This window comes from Amycolatopsis antarctica, assembly GCF_002262875.1.
Taxonomy (GTDB): domain Bacteria; phylum Actinomycetota; class Actinomycetes; order Mycobacteriales; family Pseudonocardiaceae; genus Amycolatopsis; species Amycolatopsis antarctica.
In genome coordinates, this window is record NZ_NKYE01000006.1 from 93444 (window position 1) to 100633 (window position 7190).

General features: G+C 68.6%; 7 protein-coding genes. 5 read left to right on the forward strand and 2 right to left on the reverse strand.

The features are described 5' to 3' along the window. The 5 genes from CFN78_RS11665 to CFN78_RS11685 all read left to right on the forward strand — a co-directional run bounded on the left by CFN78_RS11665 (nucleotide 1) and on the right by CFN78_RS11685 (nucleotide 4121). Nucleotides 1-213, forward strand: a complete 213-nt coding sequence (locus CFN78_RS11665; RefSeq protein ID WP_094862770.1) for an MbtH family protein — start codon at nucleotides 1-3, stop codon at nucleotides 211-213. Nucleotides 214-240: 27 nt separating this feature from the next. Next, nucleotides 241-1026 (forward strand): thioesterase II family protein, encoded by a 786-nt coding sequence (locus CFN78_RS11670; protein ID WP_094862771.1) that lies wholly within the window; start codon nucleotides 241-243, stop codon nucleotides 1024-1026. Nucleotides 1027-1123: 97 nt separating this feature from the next. Further along, nucleotides 1124-2104: a TauD/TfdA family dioxygenase gene (locus CFN78_RS11675; RefSeq protein WP_094862772.1), complete on the forward strand. Its 981-nt coding sequence runs from the start codon at nucleotides 1124-1126 to the stop codon at nucleotides 2102-2104. 158 nt (nucleotides 2105-2262) lie between these two features. Continuing rightward, the gene (locus tag CFN78_RS11680; protein WP_240519406.1) at nucleotides 2263-3471 is read left to right on the forward strand and encodes a sensor histidine kinase; all 1209 of its coding nucleotides are present in this window, start codon (nucleotides 2263-2265) and stop codon (nucleotides 3469-3471) included. Next, entirely contained in the window at nucleotides 3468-4121 is a 654-nt protein-coding gene (locus CFN78_RS11685; protein WP_094862774.1) for a response regulator, read from the forward strand. The genes CFN78_RS11680 and CFN78_RS11685 overlap by 4 nt, the downstream gene beginning before the upstream one ends. A gap of 18 nt (nucleotides 4122-4139) precedes the next feature. Here the strand turns inward: CFN78_RS11685 and CFN78_RS11690 are convergent, their stop codons facing one another. Then, nucleotides 4140-5387: a heparan-alpha-glucosaminide N-acetyltransferase domain-containing protein gene (locus tag CFN78_RS11690; protein ID WP_094862775.1), complete on the reverse strand. Its 1248-nt coding sequence runs from the start codon at nucleotides 5385-5387 to the stop codon at nucleotides 4140-4142. Nucleotides 5388-5529: 142 nt separating this feature from the next. Further along, on the reverse strand, nucleotides 5530-6324 hold the full coding sequence (locus tag CFN78_RS11695; RefSeq protein WP_094862776.1) for a GAP family protein: 795 nt from the start codon (nucleotides 6322-6324) through the stop codon (nucleotides 5530-5532). Between the last annotated feature and the right edge of the window lie 866 nt (nucleotides 6325-7190).

A 7190-nucleotide genomic window follows, 5' to 3' on the forward strand; every position in this document is an offset into this window, starting at 1 on the left:
ATGACGAACCCGTTCGAGGACAACGACGCAGGCTTCTCCGTGCTGGTCAACGATGAGGGTCAGCACTCGTTGTGGCCGCAGTTCGCCGAGGTGCCCGCGGGCTGGCGGGCCGTGTTCGGCGTCGACACCCGGCAGGCATGCCTCGACTACGTCGAGGAGAACTGGACGGACATGCGCCCGCTCAGCCTCGTCAAGGCGATGAACGAGGCCTGACACAGCTTTCTGGGGAGGTGCCGGCCGATGGCCGAACACACTGAACACGAGCGCAGACGCTGGCTTCGCGGCCGGCGCGACGGTGGCGACGCCGCGGCGAATCTCGTCTGCCTGCCGCACGCGGGCGGATCGGCAAGTTTCTACCGTGACTGGGAGGCCGGTCTGCCCGGGGACCTGGCGGTGCGCGTGGTGCAGTACCCCGGCCGGGAGGACCGCCTGGCCGAACCGTGCCTGACGAACATGGCCGAGCTCGCCGACCGGGTCACCGAGGTTGTCCTGCCGTTGTTCGACCGGCCGGTCGTGCTGTTCGGGCACAGCATGGGCGCGGCGCTGATGTACGAGGTGACCCGCCGCTGCGAGGCCGCCGGTGCGTCACCGGACCTACTGATCGCCTCGGCGCACCCTGCGCCCCACCGCAAGGAACCGGGCGGCCTGCATCTCGGCAGCGACCGGGACCTGCTCGCCGATCTGCAGAACTTCGCAGCCAGCCGGGCGATCCTGGAAAGCGAGGAACTGCGGGAGATCATGCTGCCGATGGTTCGGGCGGACTACCAGGTCATCGAGACCTACGAACTCGCCGAGCCGATTCCCGTGCGCGCCCCGATCGCGGTGTTCCGTGGCGCCGAGGACACCGACGTCGACTCCGGGCAGGGCGATGCCTGGGCCGAACTGACCGAACACGGGCGCCTGGTACGACACCAGGTGTTCGACGGCGGCCACTTCTATCTGCAGCCGCAGCAGGACAGGTTGTTCGCGGAGATCACCGGCCTGCTGGAGGCGGTACGGACGAGATCCCGCTCCGTGGCGCGATGACCGGTCGGGCACACCCGCGCCCGGCGGCTGACGCCGTTCAGCCGACACACGCAGATTTTTCCCGATATGCCGAAGTTCCCCGAATGAAGGAGGGGCCGTGCAACTGTTGGAGGATGGCTCGTCGACCACAGCGACGCTGGCGGACGGCGAGTACCGGGATCTGGATCGGATCGCCCGCGAGCTGCTCTCCGTGGCATCCGGCACCATCGACTCACCGACCTGGGTCGCCGCTGCCCGGGACGCCTGGGAGGACTCGCCCGCCGACCTCCGGCGGGCACTGAGCGCGTTTCGCAGACACTCCGGTTCCGGTGGCGCACTGGTGATCCGCAATCTCCCCGTGGACAAGGACAATCTGCCCGACACCCCCTCCGCGGACGGTTCGGTGCTGCGAGAGGCCACGGTGTCCGCCGCGACCCTGATGCTCATCGCGCACGGGCTCGGCGACCCGGGAGCGTTCCGGGCGGAGAAGTCCGGCGCGCTCGTGCAGAACGTGGTCCCCGTTCCCGGGCGGGAGGAACTCCAGGCGAACTCCGGATCGGTACGGCTGACCTTCCACACCGAGAACGCCTTTCACCAGCACCGCCCGGATTTCGTGCTGCTGCTCTGTGTCCGGCCGGATCACGAGGAGACCGCGGAACTGCGCACGGTCTGCTCACGCCAGGTACTGCCCAAGCTCAGCGAGCCGGCCAGGGAATCCCTGTGCTCGGCGTCGTTCCTCACCGAGGCGCCACCCTCCTTCGGTGACAGCGCGGGCAAGGCCGAGGCACACCCGGTTCTGCCCGGCGACCTAGACGATCCGAACCTGCGCATCGACGAGGCCGCGACGACGCCGCTAACCCCGGAGGCGGAGGAGGCGAAGGCCGAACTGAGCGGCCTTTTCGAGAGTTCGTACTCGGCCGTCCGGTTGAAGGCGGGTGACCTGGCGATCGTGGACAACAGGGTCACCGTGCACGGCCGGTCCGCGTTCACCCCGCGCTACGACGGGCGGGATCGGTGGCTGCAGCGCACGTTCGCTTTCGCGGATCTGCGGCGTTCGCGCGACCACCGCGACAACGACGGCCACGTGCTCGAGCGGTAGGCACCCGTCCCGGCAGGGCACTACGCGATTGACCCGGAAGTGGGATCGGCCGCCACCGGTCCCACTTCCTTCCCGCCGAACGTCATCACCGGTGCCGGGGGACCGGGTCATCAGTAAGAAGGATGCGGCGGGAAAATCCTATGTGCTGGAATAACCGGGTGCCCGAACGCCACAGCGGGGTCGCGTCTCCCTTCAGTCGTCTGCGGGAGTGGCAGCAGGACGGGATCATCGTCGCGAGTTCGGTGGCACTGGGCACGATGCTCTACATGTTCGGCCTCTTTCCCCGCGAGGAGACGGGCGGACCGGGCCCGAGTTGGGTTCCACCCACCCTGTTCGGCTGCATCTGCCTGGCCGAGGTGTTTCGCCGCAAGGCACCCACCATCGCGCTGATCGCGGGTTTCGTGCTCGTCGCGACCGATGCCTTCTTCGGCGTGAGCCTGCCGATGTGGATCGTGTTCGCCGACCTGCTGTACGCGGCGACTCTGTACGGGCCGCGGCGGGTGAGCAGGCGGATGGTGCCGATCGCCGGGATGTGCATCGTGTTCGCCGTCGTCGCGGCGTATATCTCGCTGCGGGAATGGCAGAGCACGATTCTGGCGGTTCTCGCGTCCATGCCGGCGATCGTGGTCCCGGTGTGGTGGGCGTCGAACATCCGCCAGCACCAGAAGATCGCCGCCGCCGAGCGGACCAACGCCGAGCAGCTCGAGAAGATCGGCGAACTCGACCGGGAGGCCGCGGTGTCCGGGGAGCGGGCCCGGATGGCCCGCGATCTGCACGACGTGATCGCGGGTCACCTCTCGGCGATCGCCATCCAGTCGGAGGCCGCGCTGTCGATGAAGGAAGGCGGCGCGCAGGGTCAGGGGCGGACGGTGCTCAGTTCCGTACGGGAAGACAGTGTGCGTGCGCTGAAGGAGATGCGGACGATGATCGGCGTCCTGCGTGCCGACGGTGGCGACACCGACGAGACCACCGCGCCCGCCCGGCTGGCCGAACTCGGTGAGCTCGTGGAATCCGCGCGCGGCAACGGAATGCGGCTCGAGGTCCACTCCGATTTCGACGAATCGACGCCGTTGTCGGCGGCGGTGGATCTGACGGCGTACCGGATCACCCAGGAAGCATTGACCAACATCACCAAGCACGCGCCGGAGAGCAAAGCGCGCGTGGACATCCGCCAGGAGGATGGAATGCTCAACGTCGAGGTGGTCAACGAACTGGCCGCCGCCCCCGAATCCGCGGACCACGGGGGAATGGGCCTGCTGAACATGCGGGAACGCGCCGTGGCGGTCGGCGGCTCGTTCACCGCGGGCCCCGGCGCGTCGGGCTGGCACGTGCGCGCCGCGCTGCCGATCTCGGGAGTGCGGGCATGACGATCAAGGTGCTGGTCGCCGACGACCACGGTGCGGTCCGCGCCGGTCTGGTCCTGATGCTCAACAACGTCGACGACATCGAGGTCGTCGCCGACGTGGGCGATGGTGCCGCGGCGATCCAGCAGGCACGGGAACTGCGCCCGGACGTCACGCTGATGGACGTCCGGATGCCCGGGGTCGGCGGTATCGCGGCGACCCGGACGCTGGTCTCCGAGGGACTGGGCGAGGTACTGGTGCTCACCACCTTCGACCTCGACGAGTACGTCTACGCCTCGTTGCGTGCCGGGGCGGCGGGGTTCCTGCTCAAGTCCGTCGAGGCGAATCATCTGGTGGACTCGGTGCGCCAGGTGGCCAACGGTGAGGGCGTCCTCGCCCCGCAGATCGTGCGCAGGCTGATCAGTGCCTTCGCCTCCTCCACCGAGCCACCGCAGGCGAAGCCGAAGTTCGACCTCGCCGATCTGACCGATCGCGAGCGGGATGTGCTGGTGTGCCTTGGCAACGGGCTGTCCAACGCCGAGATCGCGGCGCAGCTGTTCATCGGCGAGACGACGGTCAAGACCCACGTGTCGAGTGTGCTGGCCAAGCTCGACCTGCGTTCCCGGCTGCAGGCCGCGATCCTCGCCAGGGAGGCCGGCCTGGTCGCCCAGTGACCAGGCCCGCCGTACCGGTCAGGGGCGGACCAGCGAGCCCGCCGCCGTGGACAACCGGGCCAGCAGGGCCTCCAGCGGACCTCGCCCGAGGAACCTGCGCCAGACGGTGGTGAGCACCATGGTGGCGACCACGAGCACCACCAGTGGCAGGTACCCGGTCTCGGTGGCCAGCACGGTGAGCCTGTCGATGCCGATGGCCCAGATGACCACGATGTGCCCGGCGTAACCGGTGAGGGCGAGCGCACCGACCGAGGCGAGTGGTACGACGGCGCGCGGAAACCGGTCGGCCACCACAAGGCTCACACTGATCACGACCATCGCGACGCCGATCTCGGCCAGGATCTCCAGTGGTGCACCGCTGTGCGAGGCGGAGATGAACAGGAAGCCCGGATCGTCGACAGGCACGGTGCCGGGGGAGTCGGCCGTCATCAGGCGCACACCCTCGACGTCAAGGCCGCCGCCCAGGTTGCCTGCGATCCGCGCGTACCCGCCGAGCGGGTTCATCGCCGCCCACGAGGCGGCGTAGGCGGCGCTGGCCAGCACCGCCCCGGCCAGCGCCATGGTCAGCCGGACCGTTCTCGCCCGCAGGTCGAGGCGGCCGATGGCCAGTCCGGCCAGCAGAAACGGCAACCAGGTCAGCACCGGGTAGGTGCCGGTCAGCAGGATCCCCTTCAGCACCTCGAGCGCCCCCTGCGCCGAGGTCAGGTCCGCCCAGCCGGGGGAGACGCCGGTACGGGTCTGCGGCACGACGGAGCCACGGAGCGCGAACGAAGCCAGTGGGCCCGCGACGGCGAGTACCGCGGCAGCCACCGCGAGGACGAGCGGGCGCACCCGCAGCAGCGGGATGGACAGGAGAAACAGCACCGCGTACACGGTGAGGATCTCCTTGACGGTCGTGCCCAGTGAGGTCAGGGCCAGACCCAGCACGAACAGCAGGACCGCCCGGACCGCGATCTGCACTCTGCGGGCACGCATCGCCCTGCCCTCGGCCGGTTCCCCGCCTCCGCTGAGCAGAGCGATCGACACGCCTGCCAGGAGTGCGAACAGAGCGGCCGAACGCCCGGTGACGAGTTGTTGCAGCCAACTGTCCGGGTTGAGCAGGTCGGGATCGAAGTGGGCGCAGAACATGCCGATCACGGCGATGCCGCGAGCGACGTCGATGCCGGCCAGACGGCGCCGTGGGGCCTTCGCAGGGCCGGACTCACCGGGCGCCGGCGAACTTCCCGGAGCGCCGGCACCTTCCTGACGGGCCTGTGACGTGGTCATGGCCCCGAGTATGGCGACACTTTTCCGGCCGGACGTCAGGAGAAAGGGGGAGGCTCGGGAGGATATTTCCGGTACTCACGCGGGTGGGTGACGGCACGCCGAGCGCGGTCACGGAGCGGATTCGCCGGTGGAACGGCGTCGCTCAGTTCGTGCCGGTCAGGCCCCACAGTTCGGCGAAGAAGCCGACGCCCTCGGTGAAGACGAAGAAGCCGACGATGCCGACCAGCAACTGCACGTTCGCCCGCGAGTTCTTTGCCAGCTTGGCCCGTGTCCGCTCCATCCACTGCTCGATACGGGACTTGAGTACCTGGTGGGTCACCAGCAGCAGGAGTTCCGGCAGCACCATGACGAGGACGTGCATGGCGAGCAGCGGCAGCCACAGCGTCCACGACAGGGAGTTGGCGGTCATGATTCCGATGGAGGCCAGGAACGGCAGCGCGGTGGCGAACTCGATGACCGAGACGACCAGGCCGAGTGCGAAAAGCGGGCCGAGCCGGTCCGATACCGGCATGCGGGACTTCTTGTTCCGGTGCCGGTCCGGTTCGCGCTTGTCCTTGACCGCGCCGACCACGGCCCAGGTGAGCATCGCGAGACCGAGGAGGGTGGTGACCGCCCAGGCCGGTGCGCTGTTCAGTGCCTTCTGCACCTTGTCGCCGAGCGCGCTCAGTCCGAGCAGGATCAGCACCCCGATGACGAAGTAGGTGCCCACCACGGCGGACAGATAGGTCAGGACCGGGACCACCGGGCTCTTCCACCGGTCGGCGGGGCGGGTGTCGGCCGCGGCCTCCGGGGGCACGTCCCCACTCTGGTTTCCCGCCGCCACGGGCGCCGGTGCCCGCTTCACGAGCAGGAAGATGGTGACGGCGATGACGGAGGGATTGAGGCTGTCCAGAAGCGCCAATCCCAGAACCGCGGCGATGATTGCGGGCACGGCCATGAAACTGTCTCCGGTTTCTCGGATTCCCGGCTGGTGCCCGTTGCGGTGTCGACGCAGCCCGTACGCATATTGCCCGGCAACTGTATCAGTCGAATTGGGATACACGAGGATGTGCCGGGATCGGTGCGGTCGAATTCAGTGCGCGCCCACACCCACGGTGGTCACGAGGTGACGGCCCGGAAGTCGCGCTCTCCGCGATCGGCAGGATTCGTCCCGGCGATGTTCCGGTATTGCCGATCGAACGTCACGCGCACCGGAAAAGGTCCTCGTATTTTCGGATGACTTATCCGGAGGGCCGTTTTCTCCCGTCCGTCGTCCGGCCTGGTCGCACCGGGCCTGGTCCGACGATCTGGGCGGCACCGGTGATGGTCGCTACGGCGAACGAAATCGCTGCCGTAGCTGCGGAACTGCCCGGACGGCAGAGCCCGTCACCGTCGAGAGGACTTCGGCGAACGGGCCCGTGGCAGCGGAATACGGGTTATCGGTGCCGGAATGTCCGGGTCCTACTCTCGAATGAGGTGTTCCCCGGACACTCGTGATAGGCCGTCGACGCGGCAGCGGGCGGCGATGACGCTCGGTCAGCGCGACGGTGGTGCGCAGCGTGACCGGCACCGGCCGGGCCGGGGAGAGGCGAGAGCCTTGTGGTTCCGGGCGTCGGGCTGCGATCGGCTGGTGACGGTGCGGGGGCTCGGCCCGGACGGGCTCCGATGCCACACGCAGGCCCCGTGCACCCTCGGTGATGCGACACGGGCCGGCCGCCGGGTCAGTCAGGTGCACGAATGCGCTCCGTGAACAAGGACCCTCGGGCGTGCCGCCGTTTCGCCGTACACCCATCCGGTTGACTCACCATTTAGCGCTCTCTAAGC